Below are 24,593 nucleotides of genomic sequence, written 5' to 3'. Positions count from 1 at the left end.
TCCCGAAATGGTCAAGCAACGCACCCTGAAGTCGATCACGCGCGCCGTCGGCGTCGGCATCCACAGCGGCCAGAAGGTCGAGCTGACGCTGCGTCCCGCGCCGGTCGATACCGGCATCGTCTTCCGCCGCGTCGACCTCTGCCCGCCGGTGGACATCCCCGTCGGCGTCATGTCGGTCAGCGACACCCGCATGGCCACCACCATCAGCCCCGGCGGCGACCCGGGCGGCCCCAAGGTGCAGACCATCGAGCATCTGCTGTCGGCCTGCGCCGGCCTGGGCCTGGACAACCTCATCATCGACATCAATGCCGACGAGGTGCCGGTGCTGGACGGCTCGGCGGCCGCCTTCGTCTTCCTGCTGCAGTCGGCCGGCATCCTCATGCAGGACGCGCCCAAGCGCTTCCTCAAGGTCAGGAAGCCTGTCGAGGTGCGCCAGGGCGAAGGCAAGAAGCTGATGTGGGCCAGGCTGGAGCCCCACCATGGCTACACGCTGAGCTTCGAGATCGAGTTCGACAACCCCGCCGTGGCCGCCACCGGCAGCAGCTTCGTCTTCGACATGGGGTCGGGCAGCTACAAGAAGGAGATCGCCCGTGCGCGCACCTTCGGCATGACGGCCGACATCGACCTGATGCGCTCGCGCGGCCTGACGCTGGGCGGCTCGATGGACAACGCCATCGTCGTCGACGACTACAAGGTGCTGAATGCCGACGGCCTCCGCTACGACGACGAGTTCGTCAAGCACAAGATCCTCGACGCCATCGGCGACATGCAGGTCGCCGGCATGCCGCTGCTGGCGTCCTACACCTCCTTCAAGGGCGGCCATGCGCTGAACAACAAGCTGCTGCGCGCGTTGCTGGCCGACGAGTCGGCCTACGAGGTGGTCAGCTTCGACGACGACCGCGCCGCGCCCAAGGGCTTCGCCGAGCTGGCGCCGGCCTGGTGATGTGAGCGCATGCTCATCGCGCGCCTCATCGTCGGCCTGCTGCTGTTCTCGGCCGTGCTGTGCTTCGCCTTTTCCATCGCCACCGGCCAGGCGCGCTGGCGGCGGCTGGGCCTGATCATCATGAAATGGACGCTGGTGGCCGGCCTGGCCTTTTTCGGCGTGCTGATCCTGGAGCGATTGGCCCTGCTGCTGTGACGCTCGTCACGGCGTAGCCGGACCACCCCTGGGCTTGCGGGGATGCCAGCCCGGCGGCATGTGTTCAGAATGACTTCACGGTCGCTGAACGAGTTGCAGCGGCCCAGTCCGGGAGAACATTGACCCGGGCGCCACGCGTGGAGATGGCCGGGGGGCCGGGGAAGCGCAGTGGATTGAAGAGAGAAATCGTTGTTGTACCGAATTGGGCCGCTCCCGCAGGAGTGGCCCTTTTTTTGCCTCTCAAACAGGAGCGGCCTTGTTTGCGCGCCACAGCACAAGCTGTCGGCAGGCTGTCCGGTTTTGTTACGACCTCTCACCGCGCCGTGGGCTCGCGCGTCGGCTGACCGGCCGCGTCGGCGTTGAAAGCACAGGCCAGCCGTCGCTGACCGCTGAAAGGACCCCTCAAATGAAGATCTCCCTGATTGCCGCCGCCGCCCTCGCCCTGCTGACCGGCGCCGCCATGGCCCAGACGCCCGTCACCGCGCAGACCACCGTGCAGCGCGACGTGAACCAGCAGCAGCGCATCGAGAACGGCCTGCAAAGCGGCAAGCTGACGACGCGCGAAGCCGGTCTCCTCGAGCGCGAGCAGGCCAAGGTCGACAAGCTGCAGGCCAAGGACATGAAGGACGGCAAGCTCAGCGCCGCCGAGCGCCAGCAACTGCGCACGGCGCAGAACAAGGTCAGCCACGACATCGAGACGGCCAAGACCAACGGCGTCAACGGCAACCCGCTGTCGGCTTCCAGCCAGCGCATGCAGGCCGATGTGCAGCGCAATGTGAACCAGGAAAAGCGCGTCGAGAACGGCCTGCAGACCGGCGCCCTGACCAAGCGTGAAGCCGCCCGCATGGAGCAGGGCCAGGCGCATGTGGACCGCGCCGAAGCCCATGCCGCGGCCGACGGCCATGTCGGTGCCGGTGAGCAGAAGCATGTGCAGCGCGCCGAGAACCGCCAGAGCACGCGCATCCACCGCGCCAAGACCAACGGCACGACGGCCGGCTGATCAAGCCTCATGAACTGAAAAACGCCGAGGACTGTCCTCGGCGTTTTTCATTCAGGCGCCCAGGTAGCGGCCGCGCAGATGGGCTTCGAAGTGCGCCGGGTTCAGCGTCTCGCCGCTGGCGCGCTTGACGAGCTCCGGCGTCTCGTAGCGGCTGGCGGTCTGCCAGACATGGTTGGACAGCCAGTCGAACACGCCGCCGAGCTCGCCGCGCGCGATCTGGGCATCCAGTTGAGGTTGTTGAGCGCGCATGGTCGCGAACCACTGCGCGGCATACATGGCACCCAGCGTGTAGCAGGGGAAGTAGCCGAACAGGCCGGCGGGCCAGTGCACGTCCTGCATGGGCCCGTCCTTGAAGTTGCCGCGCGTGTCCAGGCCGAGCAGTTCGGACATCTTGGCGTCCCACAGGGCCGGGATGTCCTCCACCTCGGCCTGGCCTTCGATGAGGGCGCGCTCGATGTCGAAGCGCAGCAGGATGTGGGCGGGGTAGGTGACCTCGTCGGCGTCGACGCGGATATAGCCCGGCTTCACGCGCGTCAGCAGCTTGTGCAGATTGCCGGGTTCGAACGCAGGCTGGTCGCCGAAATGCTTGACCAGCAGCGGTGACAGCAGGCCGGCGAAGGCCGGGTGGCTGCCCAGCTGCATCTCGAAGCTCAGGCTCTGGCTCTCGTGGATGCCCATGGAGCGGGCGCGGGCGACGGGCTGGCCCAGCAACTCGCGGGGCAGGTTCTGCTCGTAGCGGCCGTGGCCGGTCTCGTGAATGGTGCCCATCAGGCTGGGCAGGAAATCGTCCTCGCGGTAGCGCGTCGTCATGCGCACGTCCTCGGGCACGCCGCCGCAGAAGGGGTGGGTGCTCTCGTCCATGCGGCCGGCGGCGAAGTCGAAGGCCAGCAGCTTCATGGCGTCCATGCCCAGAGCCTTCTGCGCCGCGGTGGCGAAGGGGCCGACGGGTTCGATGACGGTCTCGCCCGCCTGCTTGGCAGTCACGTCGCGGATCAGCCCCGGCAGCCAGCCGCGCAGCGGACCGAAAGCGGCCTCGACGTCGGCGCTGCGCATGCCCGGCTCGTAGTTGTCCAGCAGTGCGTCGTACCTGGACAGGCCGCTGCTCTGCGACAGGCATTCGGCTTCCTGGCGGGCGATCTTCAGCACCTCGCGCAGATTCGGTACGAAGCCGGCCCAGTCGTTGGCCGGGCGCTGGCTGCGCCAGGCGTGCTCACAGCGGTTGTTGGCCAGGCTCTTGGCCTCCACCAGGGCCTGGGGCAGGACGTTGGCGGCACGCCAGACGCGGCGGATCTCGCGCAGATTGGCGCGCTGGCCTTCGTCCAGCGGCTCGGCGGCGGCGGCATCCAGCAGACCCGGCAGGGCGGGGTCGGTGGCCAGCTGGTGCAGCAGGCCGTCCATCTCGGCCAGGGCCAGGCTGCGCGCCTCGTTGCCCTTGGGCGGCATATTGGCCGCCTGGTCCCATTGGGCGATGGCCTGCAGATGGCCGAGGTGATGCAGGCGCTGCTGGCGCGCCGCGAGGTCGTTGTAGGCAGGGGTCATGTCAGTCTCAGGTCGTGTGTTGCATTGGCATTTGCGGGCCGAGCGCCGGGCCGCTCCCTAGCCGGCCCGCCGTCGGCGACGTGCTTGCCGGTCGATCCGGCAAGCGTCGCCGTCCCCTCGGGGGCTGAGGCTGGACACGGCAAGTCCTGCGGACTTGGCGTGCCTGCTGAAGAGCAGCCGCTCCGTCGGCTGCGCGGTCTGCAAGACCGACCAAGCTCGCCCGCGTTCAGCGGTGCGGGACTGGGCGAGGGGCAGCGTCATGACAACCAGGTCTCCGGGATGAAGTACAGCAGGGCGACGGTGAAACAGATGAAGCGCAGGCCCTTGCCCAGCGCCATCCAGCCCACGCAGGGCCAGAACGGCAGCTTGAGCCAGCCGGCCACGGCGCAGAGCGGGTCGCCCACGATGGGCAGCCAGCTCAGCACGCAGGCCTTGGGGCCGAAGCGCTTCAGCCAGGCCAGGGCCCGCGGGTTGGGGGGCTCGCGATGCTTGACCGCTTCCACGGCCTTTTCGGCGCCGTAGCCCATCCACCAGCTCGTCATGCCGCCCAACGTGTTCCCGACCGTCGCGACCGCGATCACCGCCCAGAACATGCTCGGGTCCGCCTTGACGACCAGGTAGACGGCCGGCTCCGAGCCTAGCGGCAGCAGGGTGGCCGAGACGAAAGTGATGATGAAGACCGCGACCAGGCCGATCTGGGGCAGAGCCAGGGCGGCGAGCAGGTCGTGGATGAGTTGACCGAGCCAAGCTTCCATGCGCGGATTGTCAACGGGCCGGATGGCTACAATCTCGCCTCATTTTTAAGCAGACCCCTCGTGCAAATCGGCCCCCACCTCCTTCCCAACCGGCTCTTCGTGGCGCCGATGGCCGGAGTGACGGACCGGCCCTTCCGCCAGCTCTGCCGGCGCCTGGGCGCGGGCTATGCAGTCAGCGAGATGGTCACGTCGCGCAAGGAGCTGTGGGGCAGCCTCAAGACCTCGCGCCGCGCCGACCACAGCGGCGAGCCGGGGCCCATCGCCGTGCAGATCGCCGGCACCGACGCGGCCATGATGGCCGAAGCCGCGGCCTACAACATCGACCGTGGCGCCCAGATCATCGACATCAACATGGGCTGCCCGGCCAAGAAGGTCTGCAACAAATGGGCGGGTTCGGCGCTGATGCGCAATGAGGCGCTGGCGCTCGAGATCGTCGAGGCCGTTGTCGCCGTGGCTGCACCGCGCGGTGTGCCGGTCACGCTGAAGATGCGTACCGGCTGGAGCGCCGACGAGCGCAACGCGCTGCGCCTGGCGCGAATCTTCGAATCCGCCGGCATCGCCATGCTGACCATCCATGGCCGCACCCGCGAGCAGGGCTACAAGGGGCTGGCCGAGTACGACACGATTGCGGCCGTAAAGACAGCGTTGACCATCCCCGTCGTCGCCAATGGCGACATCGACTCGCCCGAGAAGGCGCGTGACGTGCTGGCCTACACGAAAGCCGACGCGCTGATGATTGGCCGCGCGGCCCAGGGCCGGCCCTGGATCTTCCGTGAGACGGCCCATTTTCTGGCGACAGGCGAACACCTAGACTCGCCGACGGTGACGGAGGCGCGTGACGTGCTGACCGAGCATCTGCACGATCACTACGGCCTCTACGGCGAGCTCAGTGGCGTGCGCAGCGCGCGCAAGCACATCGGCTGGGCCGTGCGCGGTCTGCCCGGCGGTGAAGCCTTCCGCCAGCACATGAACACCCTGGAGCGCTGCGACCTGCAGTTGCAAGCTCTGCGCGACTGGTTCGACGAACTCGGCCAGACGCATGACCGGTTGCCTCCTGCCGAGGCGGCCAACGACGACGACGAAGCCCAGGCCCAAGAAGCCTGCGCCGCCTGACGAAACCCATTCGCTCCCTGTCATGAGTGCCCAGAAGAACACCAATCCGCCCAATCCCATCGATGCCTGCGTGCGCGACAACCTCGAAGCCTTCTTTCGTGATCTCGACGGCCAGGAGCCGCATTCGATGCACGAGATGCTGGTCAAGCTGGTCGAGAAACCGCTGTTCGAGATCGTCATGCGCGAGGCCGGCGGCAACCAGAGCAAGGCCGCGCAATGGCTGGGCATCAACCGCAACACGCTGCGGCGGAAATTGAACGATCACAACCTCGGCTGACTATGTCTCAACTCACTGCACTGCTTTCGGTCTCCGACAAGACCGGCATCCTCGAATTCGCCCAAGGCCTGCACGCCCTCGGCGCCAAGCTGCTGTCCACCGGCGGCACCGCCAAGCTGCTGGCCGACGCCGGCCTGCCGGTCACCGAGGTGGCCGAGCACACCGGCTTCCCCGAGATGATGGACGGCCGCGTGAAGACGCTGCACCCCAAGATCCATGGCGGCCTGCTGGCCCGCTCTGATCTTGCCGAGCATGTGGCGGCGATGGACAAGCACGGCATCACGCGCATCGACATCCTGGCCGTCAACCTCTACCCGTTTGAAGCCACCGTGGCCAAGCCCGGCTGCACGCTGGAAGACGCCATCGAGAACATCGACATCGGTGGCCCGGCCATGGTGCGCAGCGCGGCCAAGAACTGGAAGGACGTGACGGTGCTGACCGACGCGGCCCAGTACGGCGCGGTGCTCGACGAGCTGAAGGCAAATGGCAAGACCAGCGACAAGACCCGCTTCGCCGCTTCGGTTGCCGCCTTCAACCGCATCGCCCAGTACGACGCGGCCATCAGCAACTACCTGTCCTCGCTGCAGGAAGACGGCAGCAAGTCCGAGTACCCGGCGCAGATGAACGCCACCTTCGTCAAGGTGCAGGACCTGCGCTACGGCGAGAACTCGCACCAGACCGCGGCCCTGTACCGCGACCTGTTCCCGGCGCCGGGTTCCCTCGTCACCGGCAAGCAGCTGCAGGGCAAGGAACTCAGCTACAACAACATCGCCGATGCCGATGCGGCCTGGGAATGCGTGAAGGCGTTCGACACGCCAGGGATGACAGGCGGCAGCTCCGCTGCCGCGTGCGTCATCGTCAAGCACGCCAACCCCTGCGGCGTGGCCGTCGGTGCGAATCCGGCCGAGGCCTACAGCAAGGCCTTCAAGACCGACCCGACCAGCGCCTTCGGCGGCATCATCGCCTTCAACCGCGAGGTGGATGGCGCGGCCGCCCAGCTCGTCGCCAAGCAGTTCGTCGAAGTGCTGATGGCGCCGGGCTTCAGCGCCGAGGCGCTGGAGATCTTCAAGGCCAAGGCCAATGTGCGCCTGATGCAGATCGCGCTGCCGCCGGGTGGCCCGCGTCCCTGGGACCAGGGCCGCAATGCCGGCGACAGCAAGCGCGTCGGTTCCGGCCTGCTGCTGCAGACGGCCGACAACCACTTCCTGAAGCGCGAAGACCTCAAGGTCGTCACGACGTTGCAGCCCACGGCCCAGCAGCTTGACGACCTGATGTTCGCCTGGACCGTGGCCCAGTACGTGAAGAGCAATGCCATCGTCTTCTGCGGCGGCGGCATGACCCTGGGCGTCGGCGCCGGCCAGATGAGCCGCCTCGACTCGGCCCGCATCGCCTCCATCAAGTCCCAGCACGCCGGCCTCAGCCTCGTGGGCTCGGCCGTGGCGAGCGACGCCTTCTTCCCCTTCCGTGACGGCCTGGACGTGCTGGCCGATGCGGGTGCGACCTGCGTCATCCAGCCGGGCGGCTCGATGCGCGACGACGAAGTCATCGCCGCGGCGAACGAGCGCGGCATCGCCATGGTCGTCACCGGCGTGCGCCACTTCCGGCACTGACCTCCTGTCACCAACGCGACTAGACGCAGTCCTCTAGTCCAGGGCCTCCCCCGATGGTGGAGGCCCTTGTTGCGGTTAGCCTCACCCGATTCGATCTAGAACCGGAGACAAGGCCATGGACACCGCCCTGCAGGAGCGCCTGCATCTGGCGCTGACGGCCCAGCGCCGCGCCTATGAGGCCGAGCGCATGCCGAGCTACGAGGTGCGCCGCGACCGCCTGCAAAGGCTGATCGCGATGACGGTCAAGCATGGCGACGCGCTCGCCGCCGCCATGGCCCAGGACTTCGGTCACCGTGCCCGCCAGGAATCGCTGCTGGCCGACATCTTCACCGTCGAGTCCGGCGCCAGGCACGCGCTCAAGCGCCTGCGCCGCTGGATGAAGCCCCGGCGCGTCGAGACGCCGCTGCATTTCCTGCCCGCGCGCAATGTGCTGATGCGCCAGCCCCTGGGCGTCGTCGGCATCGTCTCGCCCTGGAACTATCCCTACTACCTGGCGATGGAGCCCGCCGTCGCGGCTCTGGCCGCCGGCAACCGCGTACTCATCAAGCCGTCGGAGCTGACGCCTGCCACCGCGGAGCTGATGGCCCGCATCGTGGCCGAGCATTTCGCGCCCGAGGAGATGCAGGTCATCACGGGCGACGCCGACGTCGGCAAGGCCTTCACCGAGCTGCCCTTCGACCATCTCTTCTTCACCGGTTCCACGCCGGTCGGCCGCCTCGTGGCCCAGGCCGCGGCCAAGAACCTGACGCCCGTGACGCTGGAGCTGGGCGGCAAGTCGCCCGCCATGGTCGACCGCAGCTGCAACCTCGACCTGACCGCCTCGCGGCTGGCCTTCGGCAAGCTCTTCAATGCCGGCCAGACCTGCGTCGCGCCCGACTACCTGCTGGTGCCCCGGGAGATGGTCGAACCGCTGAGCCGGAAAATCCTGGCCGAGATGCGCCGCATGTATCCGCGCATCGCCGGCAATGCCGACTACACCAGCATCGTCGCGCCGCGTCACCATGCGCGCCTGCAAGGCCTGATCGCCGACGCGGCCCAGCGCGGTGCGCGCGTGCTGCGCAGCCATGACGAGCAGCCCGACGATAGACGCATCGTGCCCGCCCTGCTGCTGGACGTGCCGCCCGAGGCCACCGTCATGCAGGAAGAGATCTTCGGCCCGCTGCTGCCCGTCGTCGCCTATGACAAGGTCGACGAAGCCCTGGCCCACATCAACCGCGGCGACCGGCCGCTGGCCCTGTACTGGTTCGGCCAGGACGGCGCCGAGCGCGACCGCGTCATGCGCGAGACCCATGCCGGCGGCGTGACTGTCAACGACTGCATCTGGCATCTGGGCCAGGAAGAGCAGCCCTTCGGCGGTGTCGGTGCCAGCGGCATGGGCTCGTATCACGGCGAGTGGGGCTTTCGCACCTTCAGCAAGGAGAAGCCCCTCTTCATCCAGTCGCGCTTCGCCGGCACCCGGCTGTTCCAGCCGCCCTACGGCGCGACCTTCGAGCGGCTGCTCTCGCTGCTCAAGCGCATCATCTGAACGTCCGCAGTCCATCCCATGAACGACACACAGCGCTTCGATGAAATCCATGACGTCATCGTCATCGGTGGCGGCTCTTCCGGCTCGGCCCTCGCCGGGAGGCTGAGCGAGGACCCGGGCACCCACGTGCTGGTGCTGGAGGCCGGCGCCGACGTCAACAACTGGCTCGGCACCGTGCCCACGGGCGCCGTGCTGATGGTGCCCAGCAAGCTGCACAACTATGCTTTCGAGACCGTGCCGCAGCCGGGCCTGAACGGCCGCCGCGGCTATGTGCCGCGCGGCAAGATGCTGGGCGGCTCATCGGGCATCAACGCGATGGTCTACATCCGTGGCCAGCGCGAGGACTACGACCACTGGGCGGCGCTGGGAAACCCCGGCTGGGCTTGGGACGACCTGCTGCCCTACTTCATCAAGAGCGAGGGCAATGACAGCCACGGCGCACCTCTGCATGGCACCGACGGACCGCTGAAGGTCAGCCGCCTGCGCAGCGACAACCCGCTGCAGGAGGCCTGGCTGGCCGCCGGCCGGGAGGCGGGCCATGCCATCAACGCCGACTTCAACGGTGACACGCAGGAAGGCATTGGCATCTACCAGGTCACCCAGGACCGGGGCGAGCGCTGCAGCGCCGCGCGCGCCTATCTGCGCCCGCACCTGAGCCGGCCCAATCTGCGCGTGACGGTGGGCGCGCAAGTGCAGCGCATCCTGTTCGACGGCCGCCGCGCGGTCGGCGTCGAGGTCAAGGTGGGTGGCGTCACGCGCCGCCTTCAGGCGCGCCGCGAGGTCGTGCTGTCGGCCGGTGCGATCCAGTCGCCGCAGCTGCTGATGCTGTCCGGCGTGGGTGACGCGGCCCAGCTGCAGGCCCAGGGCATCGAGGTGCTGCACCACCTTCCCGGCGTGGGCGCCAATCTGCAGGACCACCCCGACTTCGTCTTCGGCCTGCGCAGCAGCAGCCTGCACACCTTCGGGCTGTCGCTGCGCGGCGGCCTGGCGTTCTGGCAGGCCATCAAGCGCTACCGCGCCGAGCGCCGCGGCATGCTGACCAGCAATTTCGCCGAAGGCGGCGGCTTCCTGCGCACGAGCGCCGCGCAGCAGCGGCCCGACATGCAGCTGCACTTCGTCGTCGCAGCCGTCGAGGACCATGCCCGCAAGCTGACCTGGGGCCACGGCATGTCCTGCCATGTCTGCCTGCTGCGCCCGCAAAGCCGCGGCACGCTCAGGCTCGCCAGCCGCGACGTCGGTGCCGCGCCGCTGATCGACCCGGCCTTCTTCCAGCACCCCGACGACATGGCCCAGATGGTGGCTGCCTTCAAGCTCACGCGCACGCTGCTGCAGCAGCCCGCGCTGCGTGCGCACTGGCAGCGCGAGCTGTGGAGCACCGAGACCCGCAGCGACGCCGACATCGAGGCGTTGCTGCGCCAGCGCACCGACACGATCTACCACCCGGTGGGCACTTGCAAGATGGGCACGGACCCGATGGCCGTCGTGGATACCGAGCTGCGCGTGCACGGCCTGCAGGGCCTGCGCGTCGTGGATGCGTCCATCATGCCCACGCTGATCAGCGGCAACACCAATGCGCCGGCGATGGTGATCGGCGAGAAGGCGGCGCAGATGATGCAGGCGGCGGCCCGCCGACCCGAGCCGGCGGCGCAGGTGGCCGGCATCGTTTGACGTGATCCGGGCGCTTGGGTTGCGGCGACGAGAATCGCCGCATGCCCACCGCCATCCGCCTCGCCGCGCCCCAGGACGCCGCCCTGTTGGCGTCCTTTGCTGCCCAGGCCTTCAGCGACACCTACCGCGAGCTCAGCGACGCGCAGGAGATCGCCGACTACGTGGCCGAGCATTTCCAGCCCGAGGTCATGGCCGGCGTCATCCGGGACCCGGCCTGCACGGTGCTGCTGGCCTGGGTGGGCGAGCAACTGGCCGGTTATGCCATCGTCAGGGCCGAGCCCGCACCAGCCTGCGTGATGGGGGCGGCGCCGCTGAAGCTGTGGCGCATCTACCTGGGCGAGGGCTTCATCGGCCAAGGCGTGGGCGCCGCGCTGCTGCTGGCCGTGCACGAGCAGGCCCGGCTGCGCGGTGCGCAGACGCTGTGGCTCGGCGTCTACGATCGCAACGTGCGCGCCGTCGAGTTCTATGAGCGCTTCGGCTTTGCCAAGGTCGGTGGCCAGGAGTTCGAGTTCGGCGGCCAGATCTATATCGACCCGGTCTATGCCGCCGCCGTGCGGCCTGTGGAGTGAGCATGATCGAAGGTTCCTGCCACTGCGGCAGCGTCCACTGGCGCTTCGATGGCCAGCCCGATGGCGCGACGGCCTGCAATTGCACCGTCTGCCGGCGCTATGGCGCGCTGTGGGCCTATGACTATGTCGACGAGGGCATCCACGTCACCGGCCCGACCAAGACCTATGTGCGTGGCAAGGCCATCGAATTCCACTTTTGCCCCCACTGCGGCTGCGTGGCCTACTGGAAGGGTCTGAGGCTGGAGGAAGACGGGCGCCGGCGCATCGCCGTCAACCTGCGTCTGGCCGAACCAGGGGCGGTAGCGAATATTCCCATCGACCATTTCGACGGGCTGGACTCCTTCGATGATCTGCCTCGCGACGGGCGCTGCGTGGGTGACTACTGGTTCTGACCCGACCCTGTCCTACGCGTAAAGCCTTGAAACCGGCGGCGCCGGTGCCATCTCAGGGGCGCAAACTGCCACATGGCTTGAGGAGTGTTGCGATGAAGTTCCCCCGATTCCTGCTCTTGTGCATGGCTCTGCTGTCCGGGCTGTGGCTGGGCGCGGCCCAGGCTCTGCCCAATGTCGACGAGGTGCAGGCCGCCGTGCAGCGCGGCGACTACCCCGGCGCCGAGAAGATGATGCGCGAGGTCGTCGCGGCCAAGCCCGACAGCCCGCGTGCCCACTATGTGCTGGCCGAGATCCTGGCCCACCAGCGCCAGTTCAACGAGGCCGCCGAGCACACGCGCCGCGCCCGCGCCCTGGACCCGGCCATCAAGTTCGCCGACCCGGCCAAGTTCAATGCCTTCGAGCAACTGCTGCAGCGCGAGCAGGCCGGCGTGGCCCGCTCATCCACAACGACGCCGGCCATCGTCAATGCGCCGCCGCCGCCCATGCGGGCAGCGCCGGTGCAGCGTGAAAGCAGCGGTGGCGGCGTGCCCGTCTGGCTGCTCGTGGTCGGCGTCGTCGTCTTCATCTGGGTCGCCGTCAGCTGGATGCGCCGTCGCACTGCAATGCAGAGCCAGCCGGCCATGGCGGGTGGTTATGGCGGCGGCTATGGCCAGGGCTACGGCTCGCAGGGCTATGGCCCCGGCGTGCCGCCCACCTCGGGCGGTCCCGGCCTGATGGGCGTGGGTCTGGCGGCAGCCGGCGGTGTCGCCGCCGGCATGCTGGCCGAGAAGCTGCTGCACGGCCATGATGATCAGCGCAGCGTCCCGCGTGACGACGGCGGCAGTGCTGGCGGCCTCATCCCAGGCAGCTTCGACAACGGCGGCTACAACAGCGCCGCCGATGACCTGAGTCGCCGCGATGTCGACTTCGGCAGTGGTGACGGCTGGGGCGGCGGTGATGCCGGAGGCGGCGATTTCGGTGGCGGCGGTGGCGGCAGCGACGACTGGTAAACGTTAAGCCCCTCGTCCAAGGAGTACCTTGGCCGGTCCCCCGAGGGGACGGCGATGCTTGCGGCATCGAGCCGCAAGGCACATCGCCAGAGCGGGCCGGCTAGGGAGCGGCCCGGCGCTCGGCCCGCGAACCACACGTCTGGGACCCTGATAATCCCGCCCCATGACGCCAGCCGCCTTCACCGGCCAGTTGCTCGCCTTCATCGCCCGTCTCATCACGGGCGCACAGGGACACTGGAAGGGCTGCCCGCCAAAAGCCGAGCAGCGCATCTACATCGCCAACCACCAGAGTCACTTCGATCTCGTCCTGATCTGGGCCGCCTTCCCGCATGAGCTGCGCGCCCAGACCCGCGCCATCGCCGCGCGTGACTACTGGACCAAGAGCGCCTTCCGGCGCTGGCTGACGACCGAGGTCTTCAACGCCATCTACGTCAGCCGGACCCGCGCCAACCCCGACGAAGACCCCCTCGAGCCTCTGATCGAGGCCCTGGCCAATGGCGACTCCCTGGTGATCTTTCCCGAGGGCACGCGCTCCAACAAGGGCAACCCGATGCCGTTCAAGAGCGGCATCTTCCACCTCGCCGAGCAGTTCCCGCATGTGCAGCTGATCCCGACCTGGATCGACAACGTGCAGCGCGTCATGCCCAAGGGCGAGGTCGTGCCCGTGCCCATCCTGTGCACGGTGACCTTCGGCGCGCCCATCCAATTGCGCGAGGGCGAGACCAAGGCCGACTTCCTGTGCCGGGCCCGCGAGGCCGTCATGGAGCAGCGGCCCGACCCGACCCTGGTGGGCCGACCGGTGGAGGCCGACTGATGCGCTGGCTGAAATCCCTCAACGCCAGCGAGCAGGTGGCCCTGCTCTTCGTCGTGCTGTTCGGTTTCCTGATGCTGCTGACCATCGGCCTGTTCCTGAACTCGCTGCGCGAGCGCGAGGACGAGGAAGCCCGCCGCGCCTCCGAGCTGACCTGGGAGCGGGTGCGCCGCGATCTGCGCGCGGCCTGGATCGGCGGCTGCATGTTCTGGGTGGCCTGGATCTCCGGGCCGCTGGGCGCGACGCTGCTGTTCGCGCTGTTTTCCTTTTTGGCCCTGCGCGAGTTCATCACCCTGGTGCACACCCAGCGCAGCGACCACCGCACGCTGATCGTCGCCTTCTTCGTGCTGCTGCCGGTGCAGTACATGATCTGCGGCACGCGCTTCTTCGACCTCTTCACCGTCTTCCTGCCCGTCTACGGCTTCCTGGTGCTGCCCATCGTCAGCGCCCTGGCCGGCGACCCGCAGCGCTTCCTGGAGCGCAACGCCAAGATCCAGTGGGGCGTGATGGTCTGCGTCTACGGCCTGTCGCATGCGCCGGCCCTGCTGCTGCTGGACATCCCGGGCAACACCGGCCGCGGCGCCTTCCTGCTGTTCTTCCTCGTCATGGTGGTGGCGGCCTCGCAGATCGCGCAGGAGATCGCCACCCGCACGCTGCGCCGCCGCCCGGTGTCGCGCCAGATCAGCCGCAGCTTCTCGATGCGGGCCTGGTGGATAGGCACGCTGACCGGTTCGCTGGCCGGCCTGCTGCTGTACTGGATCACGCCTTTCAAGGCCGGCCAGGCCCTCGTCATGGCCTTCCTGACGGCCGGCGCCGCGGGCTTTGGCGGCCTCGTCATGAAAGCGCTGAAGAAGGACGCCGGCGTGCTGTACTGGGGCAACCGCAGCTCCATCACCGGCGCCGTCGGCCTGCTCGACCGCATCGCGGTGCTGTGCTTCGCCGCGCCGGTGCTCTTCCATTCGGCACGCTGGTACTACCGTTGAGAATTCTCGGCATCGACCCCGGCCTGCAGACGACGGGATTCGGCGTCATCGACGCCGAAGGCCCACGCCTGGCCTATGTCGCCAGCGGCACCATCAAGACCAACGCGGTCGCCGTCGGTGACCTGCCGGCGCGGCTGAAGATCCTGTTCGACGGCATCCGCGAAGTCACGGCGCGCTACCAGCCGCAGTGCGCGGCCGTCGAGATCGTCTTCGTCAACGTGAACCCGCAGTCCACGCTGCTGCTGGGCCAGGCGCGCGGCGCGGCGCTGGCGGCGCTGGTGTCGGCCGACCTCGCCGTCAGCGAGTACACGGCCACGCAGATGAAGAAGGCCATCGTCGGCCACGGCCAGGCCAAGAAGGAGCAGATCCAGGCCATGGTGCAGCGCCTGCTGAACCTGCCCGGCGTGCCCGGCAAGGACGCAGCCGATGCGCTCGGACTGGCCGTCATGCATGCGCATGCGCGCACCAGCTTCGAGGCCATGAGCCGCAGCACCACGCTGCAGCGCCGCCAGCACGCCCAGTTCAAGGGCGGTCGGACCTACTGACGCAAGCAGAACGGCCCGCCGAGGCGGGCCGTTCTATCGACTGCGAAGCCGTTCAGGCCGCCTTGCGAAAGCGGCGCGAGACGGCGCCGACCGCAGCGAGGCCACCCAGCACCAGGGCCAGGCTGGCCGGCTCAGGCACGGCGGACACCGTCAGCGTGCCCAGTTGATCGCCGCGCGCGGTGCTGAAGGTGAAATTGCTCGACCCGAAGAAGGACTGCAGTTCCAGCGAGTCGCCGCCTGCGGTGGTGAAGAAGCCGTTGGGGCCCGTCAGCGTGCCGCCGTCGAACTGCACATAGGCGCTGTTCAAGGCGGCCTGGGCCAGCGAGAAGCTCTCGCCATTGAAGATGAAGTTCAGCGAGGTCAGGTCGAAGGCGCCATCGAAGCCGCCCGCGGCGACCTGGGCATCGTCGAAGTCGAAGGAGCCGGTCAGCACGTTGACGCCGGGGTTGCTGTCGAAGCTGCCCGTGATGCTGTGGGGCGAAGCCAGGGCCGCACCGGCCAGGGTCAAGGCCGCGAGGGCCAGCAAGGATTTGCGGATCATGATGTTGTTCTTCCTGGAAATGCGGGGACTCAGAACTTGAAGCTGGAGGCGTTGATGGCCGAGCAGGCCACGCCCTTGAGCTGCAGCAGGGGCTTGGCCTTGGCCGCGCCGGCGCTGCCATCGGCATCGATGTTGATGACGGCACCTGCTGCCGAAGCCGTGCAGGTCACGTGGCCGCTGGCCAGCGGATCGGCGCTGACGATGCCCAGGGACGCCATCAGCTTGGTCAGCACCAGCGTGTCCATGCCGACGGTGAAGTCGGTGATGACGTCGCCGGCGTCCAGCATGCTGCCGTAGACGAACTGGTTGCGACCACCGTTGCCGGTCAGCGTGTCGGCGCCCGGGCCGCCTTCGATGATGTCGTCGCCCGGCGTGCCCACGATGGTGTCGCGGCCGTTGGTGCCGGTGATGTTCTTGACCAGGTTCAAGCCCATGACCATGGGGTCATGGTCAGACGAGCGATAGGCCGTCGGCGTGTAGTAGTCGGGGCTGCCGGTCGTGTTGGCACCGAAGACCTTGAACTCGGTGTTGTAGTCCAGCACGATGGGCTCGTCGGCGTTGATGTGCCAGGACGTCGCATAGACCACCTTGGACAGCAGGCCGGCCGTGACCAGGCCATGGTCGAGTCGGCCCGAGGCGCCGTCGAAGATGTAGCTCCAGTCGGCCGGGTCGAAGTGGGCCACCGCGTCGACGATGGCACCGCCGCTGGTCAGCGTGTCGATCGGGTCTTCCTGGCCGTGGGAGTTGAAGTCACCCAGCAGCACCACGTCCTGGGCGCCGGTCGTACCTTGCACCTGGCTCAGGAAGGTCTTGAGCTGCACGGCCTGCTGCACGCGGGTCGCGTTCCAGCAGCCCTGCAGGCCATCGTCCGCGTCGGGGCTGTTGGCGCCAGGGCAGGAGCCCTTGCTCTTCAGGTGGTTGACGATGACGGCGAACTTGGCGCCGTTGGGCGTCGTGAAGGCCTGGGCAAACGGCGCGCGGTTGTTGATCGGGGCCGGGTCAGAGATGGACGCGCCGCTGAGCGTGAGCTTGCCCGGCTTGTAGATCATCGCGACGCGGATGGCGTCGTCGCTCGAACCCTGGGCGGGTTGCGGCACGACGGCATAGGTGCCCGCGCCCATCTGGGCGTTGAGCAGGTCGACCAGATGCTGCACCGTGGTGTCGCCGTTGTTCTGGATCTCCATCAGGCCGACGACGTCGGCGTTCAGGCCGGAGAGGTTGGCCACCGTCTTGGCGCGCTGGCGCTGGAACTCGGTGAAGTTGTCGGCGCCGCGGCAGTTGGACTTGGACACCGAGTTGCCCAGCGAGCAGCCCTGGCCGGTCTGGCCGAGGTAGTTGGTGCCGTCGGTGAAGGTGGTGAAGAAGTTCAGCACGTTGGCGCTGGCGATGCGCACATTGCCGCCGCTGACCTGGGGCGTGGCTGTGCGCGGGTTGGTGCGCGAGAAGTTCGGGTCCACGATCGGCTGGATGCGGTAGAGACCGAAGCCGCTGGTGCTGGACGTGGCTAGGCCGAAGTCGATGACGCCGGTGACCGAGTCGATGGTGTCGCCGGCGCGGATGGTGTTGTCCTGGCCGATGTAAGGGGTCGGGTTGACGTTCTGGCGGGTCGTGCCGTCATCCAGCAGGATGCTGCGGCGCAGGTTGTCGGCCTGCAGGGCCAGCGCGTCGGGGCCGGGGCGCAGCACGTTGGTCGGCGTGTTCAGGCGCGGGCCGGCGGCGATGGTCAGCTGGCCGTACTGGCCCAGGAAGGCGTTCTGCTGCACGGTCAACGGGCCGCGCAGCGTGACGAGCATGCCCTCGAAGGCCTCGAGGCCGTTCGTGGGCAGCGTCGCGAGGTCGACCTCGATCGGGCTGATGGCGTTGCCGCTGCTCTGGACCAGGATGCCGGTCGGGCCGGTCAGCTGCGTCATCGGGCGCGTGGCCGTGCTGGTGTTGCCGGCGGTGCCGGGGTTGAACTCGGCCACGGTGGCCGACAGCTGGATGGCCTGGCCCACCGACACCGTCGGTGCCGTGCTGGTGAAGACGAAGATGCCGTCCGACGTGGCCGGGTTGCCATCGCCCAGCGGGTCCTGCATGAAGAAGCCGTTGTTGATCACCTTGGTGACCACGCCCGTGGTGGTCACGGCCTGGCCGAGCATGGGGCTCTGTGCGCCGTTGCCCTGGATGTTGTAGATGGCGGTGATGCCGGTGACGCCGACCTTGAACGTGCAACTGGCCGTCTGGGCCTGGTCGTTGTCCCACTTGAGATTGAGCGTGTAGCTCCCGGCCGGCACGTTGCCCGCGACATTGATGGCCTGGGTGGCCGTGTCGCCAGCAGAGGTCGCGGCCACGAAACTGCCCAGCGTGATGCCGCTGGGCCAGGCGGTGGGTGCCTCGATCTTGCTGGCGGCGTTGACGCGGCTGTCGGCGTCGGTGGCCGTCACGTTGAAGCTGACGGCCGTGCCGGCGGCGGTGGCGCCGTCCGGGCAGTTCGGCACGATGGGCTGGTTGACCGGCCCGTTGCCGCAGCTCACCAGCGGCGAGGCGCTGTTGCGGGGGGTGGGCGCGCCGGTCGCGAAGTCGGCGCTGTTGTTGTTGGTGTCGGTGCAGCCGTTGCTGGCGCGCAGGGCCGCCGTGGTGTTGCTCAGCGTCGGCGTGGGGCTGCCTTCGGTGGCCGTGGCTGCCGTGCCGAACGAGACGATGTCTTCCGCCGTCGTCGGGGCCACGCCGGCCAGGGCGGTCAGGCTGCGCGCCAGGGCCACCTTGCCTGCCGTGGCCGACATGGGGATGGTTCCCGTGATGTCAGCGGTCAGGTCCACCGTGCCACCGGCGCCCAGGGCCTCGGCGACCAGGTAGTACTGGCCCGGCTGCAGGGTCACACCGGCAGGGATTGCCGTTGTCGCCCAGGTACTGCCCGCGCTCGATGCGTACTGCACCGACCAGCCACCGATCGCGACAGGCGCCGAACCTGCGTTGAAGAGCTCGATGAAGTCCCGCTTGTAGGTGGCGCCGGAGTTGCCACCACCGCCATACACCTGGCTGATGACGACACCGCTGGTCGAGGCCAGCACGGCGGGGGCAGCAAACGCCGCCGCGAGAAGGGACACCAGGGTTTTCATTTGCATGACGGGTTAGTAAAAATTGCCCAAAACGGGGCGCATCCTATTGATCCTTCATGACGTTTTGATCCACCGCATTCGAGGGGGTGTCCTCGGGCATCATCCCGGCCCATGTCGCCTGCACTGCTTTTGTTCGGGGTTCTCACCTATTTCGCCGGGCTGTTGGTGCTGGCGCGGTGCGTCTCGCACGGTTCGGGGGCTGAGGGTTTCTATGTGGGGGGCAGGGAAAGTCCCTGGCCGGTCGTCGCCTTCGGAATGATCGGGACGTCGTTGTCCGGCGTCACTTTCATCAGCGTGCCTGGCTCGGTGGCCGCTAACGGCTTCAGCTATCTGCAGATCGCCTTCGGCCAGGTGGCCGGTTATGCCGTCATCGCCCTCGTGCTGCTGCCGGCCTACCACCGCCTGAAGCTGGCCTCCATCTACGGCCTGCTCGGCGACCGCCTCGGCCCGTCGGCCCAGCGCCTGGGCTCGGCCTTCTTCGTGCTGAGCCGCACGCTGGGCGCCACCGCGCGGCTCTATCTCGTCGTGGCGGTGCTGCACACGCTGATCCTGCAGCCGCTGGGCGTGCCCTTCGCCGTCGGCGCGGCGGTCGTGCTGATGATGATCCTGCTCTACACGGTCGAGGGCGGCGTGAAGGCCCTGGTCTGGACCGACACCCTGCAGACCGCCGGCATGCTGACCGGCCTCTTCGTCTGCGTGGCGCTGCTGTGGCAGAGCGGCGCGCTGGCCCGGCTCGACACCGCGGGCCTCGACCGCATCTGGGTGGCCGACCCCATGAGCCGCGACTTTTCCGCCAAGGCCCTGCCGGCAGGCATGTTCATCGCCATCGCGATGACGGGCCTGGACCAGGAAATGATGCAGAAGAGCCTGTCGGTCGCGAAGCTGCGTGACGCGCAGAAGAACATGGGGGTGCTGGCTGTGCTGATGCTCGTCGTCGTCGCGGCCTTCCTGCTGTTGGGCGGGCTGCTGACGCTGTTTTCCCGCGAGCACGGCCTGGCCGCGAGCGGCGACGCGCTGTTCCCGACCGTCGTCATGCAATACCTGCCGGCCTGGGTGCAGGTCGTCTTCGTGCTTGCCCTGGTGTCGGCCCTGCTGCCCAGTGCCGACGGCGCGCTGACGGCGCTGACGGCCAGCACCTGCCTGGACCTGCTGCGCATCCCGCGCGAGGATGTGGGCACGCGCCGGCGCGTGCACCTCGGCTTCGCTGCGCTGTTCCTCGTGCTGGTGCTGGGCTTCAAGGCGCTGGACAGTGCCAGCATGATCTATCTGATCCTGAAGCTGGCGGGCTACACCTATGGGCCGCTGCTGGGCCTGTTCGCCTTCGCGCTGTTCACGCCCAGGCGGGTGTCGGGCGCTGCCCTGCTGGTGGCCTGTCTGGCCGCACCGGCCTTGTGCGCCGTGCTGGACTTCGGCCAGCCCTGGGGCGGCTATCAGATCGGGCTGGAACTGCTGCTGCTGAATGGGTTACTGACGTGGGCAGGCCTGTGGGTGGCGGCCCGCGGGAGAACATCGCATGAGTCCTGAAATGACCTTGAAGCCCTTGCGGCCCTGGAAAGAAGTGCTGCGCGACTGGGTCGCCGAGGTGGCCATGAAGGTGGGTCGACCGGAGGCCGAGCTGCTGGAGCGTGGCCTGAGCGCCTACGACTTCAGCCCCGAGCGCTGGGTCGAGATCCGCTACCCCTTCGGTTGCACGCACAAGATCAGCTCGGCCTTCGTCGTGGTCAAACCGCTGGAACGCCAGGCGGCCGTGTTTTCCGAGCATGCGGGTTATCTGGAGTTCGAACTGATCGAGGGCTGCGCGGTCGTCGAAATCCGCGAGGACATCCATTGGCAGGGCTAGCGTGACAGGGGAAGTCCTTCCGGCCTCACCCATCGACGGCGTCCGTGCCGTCGAGCTGACGGCCTCGCACGCCCCGGCCTTGCAGCGCTTCTTCGAGGCCAACCCGGACTACTTCCTCATCGTGCAGGGCGAGCCCGCCGGGCCTGACGAGGCCCGCGAGGAGATCGAGGGCCTGCTGCCCGAGGGCGTCCCGCACACGAAGAAGTGGGTCGTCGGCTTTGCCCGGCCCGACGGCGAGCTCGTCGCCATGGCCAACCTCGTCTCAGATATCTTTGCGCCGACGGTCTGGAACGTCAGCACCTTCATGGTCGATGGTGCGCGCCGGGGCTCGGGCGACGCGCGGCGGCTCTACGACGCCGTCGAGGCCTGGGCTTTCCAGTCGGGTGCCCGCTGGTTGCGGCTGGGCGTCGTGGTCGGCAATGCGCGCGGCAAGCGTTTCTGGATGTCGCGCGGCTTCGTCGAGACCCGCATCCGCAGCGGCTACCAGATCGGCAACCAGCTCAACGAGTTGCGCGTCATGTTCAAGCCCCTGGCCGGCGGCACGATGGCCGACTATCTGGCCCTGGTATCGAGGGACCGCCCCGAACCCGCCTAGGCCTTCGCGGCGACACTGCACCCCTGCATGTCTGCCCCCGCCGTTTCTCCCGCCCCCACCAGTCTCACCCGCATGCTCGCCGCCTTCGTGCGCGAGCACTGGCGCGCCTATGCCGCTGCCGGCGCCATGCTGAGCTGCATCGCCGTGCTGACGGTCTTGATCCCGCGCCAGGTCGGCCATGTCGTCGACGCCCTGGTGGCCGGCCATCTGCGCGGCGCGGCATTGCTGCAGCAACTCGGCCTGCTCGTGGGGGCCGGCCTCGTCATCTACCTGCTGCGTGCCGGCTGGCGGCTGACGCTGTTCAAGGCAGCCTTCCGCCTCGGCGCCCGGCTGCGCATGCGGCTTTTCGGGCGCCTCGCGCTGCAGGGGCCGGCTTACTTCCAGTCTCAGCGCACCGGCGACCTGATGGCGCTGGCGACCAACGACATCGACACCGTCGAGCAGGCTGCCGGCGAGGCCATGCTGGCGGGCTTCGACGGCAGCCAGACCCTGATCCTGGTGCTGGCCATGATGACCCTGGGCATCGACTGGCGCCTGGGTCTTGCCGCCCTCGTGCCCTTCCCCTTGATGGGGCTGGCCTTCTGGTGGATCTCGGGTCATCTGCACCAGGCGGCGCAGGACTCGCTCGGCGCCTTCAGCGGCCTGAACCAGCAGGTGCAGGAAAGCCTCTCCGGCGTGCGCACCGTCCGCGCCCTGGGCCTGGTGGGGCGCAGCGAGGCGCAGTTCGGCGAACTGGCCGAGAAGGCCGCCGAAGCGAGTTTCCGTTCACAGCGCTGGGAGGCCGCCTACGAGCCCGCCGTCGGCATGACGCTGGGCGCGGCGACGGCCATCGCCCTCGCGGTGGGCGGCTGGCTAGTGGCGCGCCATGAGATCAGCATCGGCCAGCTGACCGCCTTCACCATGTACCTCGGCCAGTTGATCTGGCCCATGTTCGCGGCCGGCTGGGTGCTGGCCCTGCTGGAGCGCGGCCGCGCGGCCTGGACGCGGCTGGCGCCGGTGCTGGATGCGCCGCTGACGCTGAAGGACGAGGGCAGGGCGGCCCTGCCCGCCGACACGAGCCTGCGCGCGGACGGCCTGACATTCAGCTTCCCCGGCGCCAAGCGGCCGGCGCTGGAAGGCGTGGACCTGAAGCTCGCGCCGGGCAAGACGCTGGGCATCGTCGGTGCGACGGGTGCCGGCAAGTCGACCTTGGTGCGCCTGCTGCTGCGCCAGGCCGAACCCGATGCGGGCCGGCTGATGCTGGGGGGTGTCGTTCTGCCCGAACTGCCGCTGACCACACTGCGCGCCCATATCGCCTGGGTGCCCCAGGAGCCCTTCCTGTTCTCGGCCTCGGTGGCCGACAACATCGCGCTGGCCCGGCCCGGCGCCACTCGCGAGGAGGTCGAGGCGGCGGCGCGCCTGGCCGCCGTGCATGACGACATCGCCCGCCTGCCCAACGGCTACGCCACCGAGGTCGGCGAGCGCGGCGTGACCTTGTCGGGTGGCCAGCGCCAGCGCGTCGCCATTGCGCGGGCCCTGCTGTCGGATGCCTCGCTGCTGGTGCTGGACGATGCGCTGTCGGCCGTCGACACCGGTACCGAGACGGCCATCCTCGACCACCTGCGCGAGCTGCGCGCCGCACGCGCCGACCGCAGCGTCATCGTCATCGCCCACCGCTTGTCAGCGGTCATGGATGCCGACGAGGTGGTCGTGCTCAGGCAGGGCCATGTCATCGAACGCGGCACCCATGCCGAGCTGCTGGCCCTGGGCGGCTGGTACGCGGCGCAATGGCGCTATCAGCAGATTGAAGCGAGCCTGGATGCGGCCTGAACAACCCTGGAAGAGCGTCGGCCTGCTGCTGGATGCGGCCCGGCCGGAGAAGCCGCATCTGGTCCGCGGCGGCCTTTGGCTGGTCATCGCCGCCGCGCTGGAGGCCATCGGCCCCATCCTCGGCAAGCGCTATATCGACCACCACCTGCTGCCCGGCCGCTACGACATCGGCGAAATGGGCACGCTGCTGGGGCTGGTGCTGCTGGTGGGCTTCGCGGCCACATGGATACGCTATGCCCAGCTGTCGCGCATGGCCGGCGTGGCGCGGCGCTCGGTGCTGAGGCTGCGCGAGCGTGTCTATGCCCATGTGCTGGCCCTGCCCATGGCCTTCTTCGACAAGGCCATCACCGGCCAGCTCGTCAGCCGCGTCACCAACGACACCGAGGCCGTCAACCAGCTCTACCGCCAGGTGCTGTATGTGATGCTGGACTCGACCATCGTCGTCTTCGGCTCGCTGGTGGCCATGGCCTGGCTGGACTGGCGGCTGATGCTCATCGTCGCGACCCTGGTGCCGGCCATGGTGGTCATCATCCTGGGCTACCAGAAGCTGTCGGCGCCGGCCGTGGCGCGCACCCGCCAATTGCGCAGCGACATCAATGCCCAGATGGCCGAGAGCATGGCCGGCATGGCCGTGCTGCAGGCCAGCGGCGCGGCGGGGCGCTTCGGTACACGCTTCGAGACCACCAATGCCGAGCACCGCCTGTCGCGCATCGCCGAGCTGCGGGCCAACGCCTGGCTGCTGCGCCCGGCCCTGGACCTGATGAATGTGCTGCTGCTGGTCACCGTCATCTACAGCTTCGGCCGGCGCGAGCTGTCGGGGTTGGAGGTGGGCCTGCTCTATGCCTTCCTCAGCTATATCGCCCGTGTCGTCGAGCCGCTGATCCAGATCACCATGCAGTTCGGCCAGCTGCAGCAGGCGATGGTGGCAGCGTCGCGCGTGCGCACGCTGCTGGAGGAAGACGAGCACCGCGGGCCAGCCCAGGACGGGCGCGATATCGCCCAGGGCAGCATCCGCATCGAGGGGCTGAGCTTCGGCTACGACCCGGCGCGGCCGGTGCTGCATGGCGTGGATGTGGACATTCCGGCCGGCACGTTTGTCGGCATCGTCGGTCACACCGGCAGCGGCAAGAGCACGCTGCTGTCGCTGCTGCTGCGCTTCTACACCGCGCAGCAAGGTCGCATCACCGTGGACGGCCAGGCCCTGGCCAGCGTGCCCGACGCGGCCTTCCGCGACGCCGTGGGCCTGGTGCCGCAGGAGCCCTATCTGATGTCGGCCAGCGTGCGCGACAACATCGCCATGGGCCGCTCCGGCATCAGCGACGAGGACGTCGAGGACGCCGCCAAGGCGGCGCGAGCGCATGACTTCATCCTCGCCCTGCCTCAGGGCTATGAGACCAGGCTGGGTGAGGGCGGCGCCCGCGTGTCCACCGGGCAGAAGCAGTTGCTGGCGATGGCGCGCGCCCTGGCCGGGGCGCCGCGCATCCTGTTCCTGGACGAGGCCACCAGCAATATCGACAGCGCCACCGAGCAGCTGGTCGGCCAGGCGCTGACGGCCCTGCATGGGCGTGTGACGGTGGTGGCCATCGCGCACCGGCTGTCCACCATCCGCGCGGCCGACCAGATTCTGGTGCTCAACCACGGGCATCTGCAGGAGCGCGGCCGCCACGAAGACCTGATGGCCCTCGAGGGTGGCCTGTACCGCCGCCTCGTCGAGCTGCAGACGCTGGAGGAGAGCGAGGGCGATTCCGAGGCCTCCTGACCTGGGTCAAGGCGGGACCTGCCGTGGCCACCTAGGC

Annotated in this window: 23 protein-coding genes; 19 read left to right on the top strand and 4 right to left on the bottom strand. The window is 68.5% G+C overall.

Features of this window, described 5'->3' with window-relative positions; translation table 11 throughout:
* Window positions 1-7: 7 nt before the first annotated feature.
* From lpxC to AC3WOE_RS10390, 3 genes are all read left to right on the top strand, one after another.
* Entirely contained in the window at window positions 8-943 is a 936-nt protein-coding gene (gene lpxC, locus AC3WOE_RS10400; protein ID WP_492690258.1) for a UDP-3-O-acyl-N-acetylglucosamine deacetylase, read from the top strand.
* Between the two features lie 9 nt (window positions 944-952).
* Window positions 953-1,138 carry a hypothetical protein gene (locus AC3WOE_RS10395; RefSeq protein WP_492690256.1) on the top strand — a complete coding sequence of 62 codons (186 nt, stop codon included), beginning with the start codon at window positions 953-955 and terminating at the stop codon, window positions 1,136-1,138.
* A gap of 406 nt (window positions 1,139-1,544) precedes the next feature.
* On the top strand, window positions 1,545-2,138 hold the full coding sequence (locus AC3WOE_RS10390; RefSeq protein ID WP_492690255.1) for a hypothetical protein: 594 nt from the start codon (window positions 1,545-1,547) through the stop codon (window positions 2,136-2,138).
* Window positions 2,139-2,189: 51 nt separating this feature from the next.
* On the opposite strand, the gene AC3WOE_RS10385 is transcribed toward AC3WOE_RS10390, so the two are convergent.
* Both AC3WOE_RS10385 and AC3WOE_RS10380 read right to left on the bottom strand, forming a co-directional pair.
* Window positions 2,190-3,677, bottom strand: a complete 1,488-nt coding sequence (locus AC3WOE_RS10385; protein ID WP_492690253.1) for a carboxypeptidase M32 — start codon at window positions 3,675-3,677, stop codon at window positions 2,190-2,192.
* A 257-nt stretch (window positions 3,678-3,934) separates the two neighbouring features.
* A complete protein-coding gene (locus AC3WOE_RS10380) occupies window positions 3,935-4,432 on the bottom strand; it encodes a YqaA family protein (protein ID WP_492690251.1) in 498 nt (165 codons plus the stop codon).
* A 60-nt stretch (window positions 4,433-4,492) separates the two neighbouring features.
* Between AC3WOE_RS10380 and dusB the strand changes: the two genes are divergently transcribed.
* The 11 genes from dusB to ruvC all read left to right on the top strand — a co-directional run bounded on the left by dusB (window position 4,493) and on the right by ruvC (window position 14,914).
* On the top strand, window positions 4,493-5,545 hold the full coding sequence (gene dusB / locus AC3WOE_RS10375; protein WP_492690249.1) for a tRNA dihydrouridine synthase DusB: 1,053 nt from the start codon (window positions 4,493-4,495) through the stop codon (window positions 5,543-5,545).
* Between the two features lie 22 nt (window positions 5,546-5,567).
* On the top strand, window positions 5,568-5,822 hold the full coding sequence (locus AC3WOE_RS10370) for a helix-turn-helix domain-containing protein (RefSeq protein ID WP_492690247.1): 255 nt from the start codon (window positions 5,568-5,570) through the stop codon (window positions 5,820-5,822).
* A 2-nt stretch (window positions 5,823-5,824) separates the two neighbouring features.
* The gene (purH, locus tag AC3WOE_RS10365; RefSeq protein ID WP_492690246.1) at window positions 5,825-7,432 is read left to right on the top strand and encodes a bifunctional phosphoribosylaminoimidazolecarboxamide formyltransferase/IMP cyclohydrolase; all 1,608 of its coding nucleotides are present in this window, start codon (window positions 5,825-5,827) and stop codon (window positions 7,430-7,432) included.
* Window positions 7,433-7,547: 115 nt separating this feature from the next.
* Window positions 7,548-8,957: a coniferyl aldehyde dehydrogenase gene (locus tag AC3WOE_RS10360; RefSeq protein WP_492690245.1), complete on the top strand. Its 1,410-nt coding sequence runs from the start codon at window positions 7,548-7,550 to the stop codon at window positions 8,955-8,957.
* 18 nt (window positions 8,958-8,975) lie between these two features.
* Window positions 8,976-10,625: a GMC family oxidoreductase gene (locus AC3WOE_RS10355; protein ID WP_492690243.1), complete on the top strand. Its 1,650-nt coding sequence runs from the start codon at window positions 8,976-8,978 to the stop codon at window positions 10,623-10,625.
* 41 nt (window positions 10,626-10,666) lie between these two features.
* Window positions 10,667-11,194, top strand: coding sequence for a GNAT family N-acetyltransferase (locus tag AC3WOE_RS10350; RefSeq protein ID WP_492690241.1), 528 nt, complete (start codon window positions 10,667-10,669; stop codon window positions 11,192-11,194).
* 2 nt (window positions 11,195-11,196) lie between these two features.
* A complete protein-coding gene (locus AC3WOE_RS10345) occupies window positions 11,197-11,586 on the top strand; it encodes a GFA family protein (RefSeq protein ID WP_492690240.1) in 390 nt (129 codons plus the stop codon).
* A gap of 92 nt (window positions 11,587-11,678) precedes the next feature.
* Complete coding sequence (locus AC3WOE_RS10340) at window positions 11,679-12,575, top strand: tetratricopeptide repeat protein (protein WP_492690238.1); 897 nt, start codon at window positions 11,679-11,681, stop codon at window positions 12,573-12,575.
* A gap of 163 nt (window positions 12,576-12,738) precedes the next feature.
* Window positions 12,739-13,389, top strand: a complete 651-nt coding sequence (locus tag AC3WOE_RS10335) for a lysophospholipid acyltransferase family protein (RefSeq protein WP_492690236.1) — start codon at window positions 12,739-12,741, stop codon at window positions 13,387-13,389.
* On the top strand, window positions 13,389-14,369 hold the full coding sequence (locus tag AC3WOE_RS10330) for a phosphatidate cytidylyltransferase (protein WP_492690234.1): 981 nt from the start codon (window positions 13,389-13,391) through the stop codon (window positions 14,367-14,369). Before AC3WOE_RS10335 ends, AC3WOE_RS10330 begins: the two co-directional genes overlap by 1 nt.
* Window positions 14,366-14,914 (top strand): crossover junction endodeoxyribonuclease RuvC, encoded by a 549-nt coding sequence (ruvC, locus tag AC3WOE_RS10325; protein ID WP_492690232.1) that lies wholly within the window; start codon window positions 14,366-14,368, stop codon window positions 14,912-14,914. Before AC3WOE_RS10330 ends, ruvC begins: the two co-directional genes overlap by 4 nt.
* 52 nt (window positions 14,915-14,966) lie before the next feature.
* On the opposite strand, the gene AC3WOE_RS10320 is transcribed toward ruvC, so the two are convergent.
* Both AC3WOE_RS10320 and AC3WOE_RS10315 read right to left on the bottom strand, forming a co-directional pair.
* Window positions 14,967-15,455, bottom strand: coding sequence for a PEP-CTERM sorting domain-containing protein (locus AC3WOE_RS10320; protein WP_492690230.1), 489 nt, complete (start codon window positions 15,453-15,455; stop codon window positions 14,967-14,969).
* Between the two features lie 29 nt (window positions 15,456-15,484).
* Window positions 15,485-18,559, bottom strand: a complete 3,075-nt coding sequence (locus tag AC3WOE_RS10315) for an ExeM/NucH family extracellular endonuclease (RefSeq protein ID WP_492690229.1) — start codon at window positions 18,557-18,559, stop codon at window positions 15,485-15,487.
* 105 nt (window positions 18,560-18,664) lie between these two features.
* Between AC3WOE_RS10315 and AC3WOE_RS10310 the strand changes: the two genes are divergently transcribed.
* The 5 genes from AC3WOE_RS10310 to AC3WOE_RS10290 are packed head-to-tail and all read left to right on the top strand — an operon-like array spanning window position 18,665 to window position 24,556.
* Complete coding sequence (locus AC3WOE_RS10310) at window positions 18,665-20,077, top strand: sodium:solute symporter (protein WP_492690228.1); 1,413 nt, start codon at window positions 18,665-18,667, stop codon at window positions 20,075-20,077.
* 1 nt (window position 20,078) lies between these two features.
* Window positions 20,079-20,393 (top strand): hypothetical protein, encoded by a 315-nt coding sequence (locus AC3WOE_RS10305; RefSeq protein WP_492690227.1) that lies wholly within the window; start codon window positions 20,079-20,081, stop codon window positions 20,391-20,393.
* Window position 20,394: 1 nt separating this feature from the next.
* Window positions 20,395-20,988, top strand: a complete 594-nt coding sequence (locus AC3WOE_RS10300; protein WP_492690225.1) for a GNAT family N-acetyltransferase — start codon at window positions 20,395-20,397, stop codon at window positions 20,986-20,988.
* Window positions 20,989-21,015: 27 nt separating this feature from the next.
* Entirely contained in the window at window positions 21,016-22,797 is a 1,782-nt protein-coding gene (locus tag AC3WOE_RS10295) for an ABC transporter ATP-binding protein (RefSeq protein WP_492690223.1), read from the top strand.
* Window positions 22,787-24,556: an ABC transporter ATP-binding protein gene (locus AC3WOE_RS10290; protein WP_492690222.1), complete on the top strand. Its 1,770-nt coding sequence runs from the start codon at window positions 22,787-22,789 to the stop codon at window positions 24,554-24,556. The genes AC3WOE_RS10295 and AC3WOE_RS10290 overlap by 11 nt, the downstream gene beginning before the upstream one ends.
* Window positions 24,557-24,593: the final 37 nt, after the last annotated feature.

Source organism: Roseateles sp. FW305-36 (assembly GCF_058787015.1).
The sequence above is the reverse complement of the archived record's forward strand: the minus strand, read 5'-3'. Positions and strand labels throughout refer to the sequence as shown.